We start from the raw sequence: 3,234 nt of genomic DNA, 5'->3' as shown, positions 1-3,234 counted from the left end.
TTCTTTGGGTTATTATAACCTCTTAGAAGCTGTCCAATTTTATTATGCCACTACAAACGGTGTTGACGGTGCTCAAGGTTCTGCCGGTACGGATGGTATGGATGGTGTTCAAGGCTTGCAAGGTGAACAGGGCATTCAAGGCGAAACGGGCTTAACTGGTGCTCAAGGTATTCAGGGTGAGCAAGGTCAAGATGGTGCAGACGGTATAGACGGTGAATCTGGTATTAGTGAGGAGGCACGAGCTGAGCTAGAACACCAAATCGAAGAAGGTGTTGCTCACTTTGTTAGTGTCAATACTGATGGCAATCAAAACAAAGCTAATTTTAACAACGAAGGCGCGACAGCCGAAGGCGCAATAGCCATAGGGGTTAATACCCAAACTAGCGGCATTAATAGTATCGCAATGGGGACGAACTCTAAAGTGACAGGTGAACAATCGCTTAGCATCGGTGTCGGCAATAATGTTTCAGGTGATAGATCTGGCGCTGTTGGCGATCCAAACATCGTTGGTGGCAACGACAGCTATGCCTTTGGTAACGACAATGTCATCGGTAATACCTCAAGCGATGTCTTTGTAGTGGGCAACAACGCCACAGTGGGCGCGACAGGTGCTACTGTAGATAGCAATAATACCCCGACATTCACTGGTACAACTGATGCATCAAAATCAATTGCCATTGGTGATTCGGTCAGTGTACAGGCAAAAAATGCCGTCGCCATCGGTTCAAACAGTGTTGCCACACATAAAAACGCCGTTGCACTAGGCGCAGGATCACAAACCAGCGCCGATAATACTGTATCTGTTGGCAGCACCCAAAACCAACGCCGTATAACCAATGTAGCTGCTGGTGTCGCACCTACTGATGTGGCGAACGTCTCCCAAGTGCGTAATACGCAGGCCAAGGCCATGGGCTATACTGATCTAAGAGTTAATGAACTCGAAGATGACACCCATTCAGCAATCGCAGGGGCACTTGCCTTTGGCGCTTTACGATACTCAAATACCCCTGGTAAAGTCAGTGTTGGTCTGGGTGGGGGTACATGGGAAGGTGAAAGTGGCTATGCAGTAGGTGTCGGCTATACCACAACTAATGGTCAGTTCTCTATCAGTAGCGCATTTGGTGGTAGTGGTAGCCAAAATGGCGGTAACGTGGGTATCAGCTATACTTTTGATTAGTATCTTGAGGTAAATAAAGCGTATTTAATATACGAGTATCATTGATAAAAAGCCAATATCTGCGTTTAGTAGATATTGGCTTTTTGCTATAAATCGAACCACAATTTTATCAACCATGTGGCGTGCTAACTTTTTAGTAGTAAAAGTTAGCAAAACAGGCATGTCATCCAGCCCTAATTTTATGTTATAACAGTTTATTATAATATGTATTCCAAAAGCTTTGTACGGAAGAAATAAGCTGGGGTGCATTTTATAAGTAACTTCACTTTTATTGATAACTATCAATACTTATAATCGTAAGCATTAAGGATAAGAAATGAGTCAACAATATACAATCGCTGATTATTTATTTGATCGTATCGCTGAAGCTGGTGCGACAGAGATATTTGGCGTGCCCGGTGATTTTAACCTCACATTTTTAGACAATATTATCGCCTCTGATAAACTACGCTGGGTAGGCAATACCAATGAGCTAAATGCCGGTTACGCGGCCGATGGTTATGCACGCGAGCGTGGGTTTGCGGCTATGGTGACGACCTTTGGTGTCGGTGAGCTGTCGGCGATTAATGCCACTGCTGGCTCTTTTGCTGAATATGCGCCAGTATTGCATGTGGTCGGGGCACCAAGTACGGCATTGCAAGATTCAAAGCGCCGTATTCACCATACTTTGGGTGACGGCGTGTTTAATCATTTTATCAAGATGGTCGAGCCTGTCACTGTAGCACGAGCGCAGATTACGCCAGAAAATGCCGCCTCAGAGATTGATCGTGTTATTCGTTTGGTTCTTAAAAAGCATCGCCCCGGTTATCTGATGCTATCGCCAGATGTGGCAAAAATGCCGATTTATCCACCAACAACCAAGCTTGACGACAGTCAAGAAGATATTACCAGCCAAGCGGCACTGGCGGACTTTAAACAAGCGCTCATAGAATTTTTGCCAAATAAAACCACAACGCTAATGGCAGACTTAATGGTGCATCGCTTAGGGCTACAAAATCAGCTCAAGTCCTTAATTGCTGATACCGATATTCCTTACACCACATTATCATGGGGCAAAACTTTGCTCGATGAAAATAGCAAACGTTGGGCAGGTACTTACGCTGGCGTGGCATCGCGCCCTGTGGTCAAAGATGCAGTCGAAAACTGCGAATGTTTGATTAAAATTGGTGTGCAATATACCGATACCACCACCGCAGGCTTTAGTCAGGATATTAATGAAGATGTGGTGGTTGATCTGCATTATGAGCGCGCGAGTATTGCGGGCAAAAACTTTGCCCCTATTGCGCTAAAAGATGCTTTACAAGTATTGCATGAAGTGATGACCTCAGGGATTGAGATCCTCCCTAAGCAATTCTGTAAAGAGATGAAGCCACATGAGCAAAATGGCAAAGATGACGAGTCTATTCGTCAAGATGATTTATGGCATATCATCGCCGATGCTCTAGATGATAAAAATCTGGTGTTCTCTGATCAAGGTACGGCATACTTTGGTATCAGCGATGTGCGTCTACCAGAAGGGGTGACTTCTTATGGACAACCGATGTGGGGCTCGATTGGTTATACCTTGCCAGCAAGTTTGGGGGCAGCCATTGCGTCACCGCATAAGCGTAGTATCTTGCTGATTGGTGATGGCTCGGCGTTATTGACGGTTCAAGAGTTAGCCGTGATGATTCAAGAGCGCACCAATCCTGTTATTGTGTTGATTAATAATGATGGTTATACTGTTGAGCGGGCGATTCATGGTGAAAATCAGCGTTATAATGACATTCCTAAATGTGACTGGCAATTGATGCCGCAAGCCTTTGGTGCCAATGAAGATAATAGCTTGCTACTGAAAGTAGAGACGGCAGGCGAGTTAAAAGCGGCATTGAAAAAAGCCGCCGCCACGATTGATAAACTGGTGATGCTAGAAGTCATGGCAGATAAACATGATATTCCACCGTTATTGGCGGATATTAGCGCAGCGCTTAAACCGAAGTAAGTTAAATGGTTTTTAATCGCTTATAGTCACTGCACTACAAAAGAGTTATAATTTGGATGAATATCATAAAACAATT

At 44.6% G+C, this 3,234-nt stretch carries 2 protein-coding genes; both read left to right on the top strand.

The features are described 5' to 3' along the window. A partial coding sequence (locus EI161_RS13760) for a YadA family autotransporter adhesin (protein WP_192529823.1) occupies positions 1-1,177 on the top strand: 1,177 nt, incomplete at its 5' end. 316 nt (positions 1,178-1,493) lie between these two features. Next, positions 1,494-3,158 carry an alpha-keto acid decarboxylase family protein gene (locus EI161_RS13755; RefSeq protein ID WP_192529817.1) on the top strand — a complete coding sequence of 555 codons (1,665 nt, stop codon included), beginning with the start codon at positions 1,494-1,496 and terminating at the stop codon, positions 3,156-3,158. The last annotated feature ends 76 nt before the right edge of the window (positions 3,159-3,234 follow it).

This window comes from Psychrobacter sp. FME5, from assembly GCF_014861375.1.
Taxonomy (GTDB): Bacteria; Pseudomonadota; Gammaproteobacteria; order Pseudomonadales; family Moraxellaceae; genus Psychrobacter.
The sequence above is the reverse complement of the archived record's forward strand: the minus strand, read 5'-3'. Positions and strand labels throughout refer to the sequence as shown.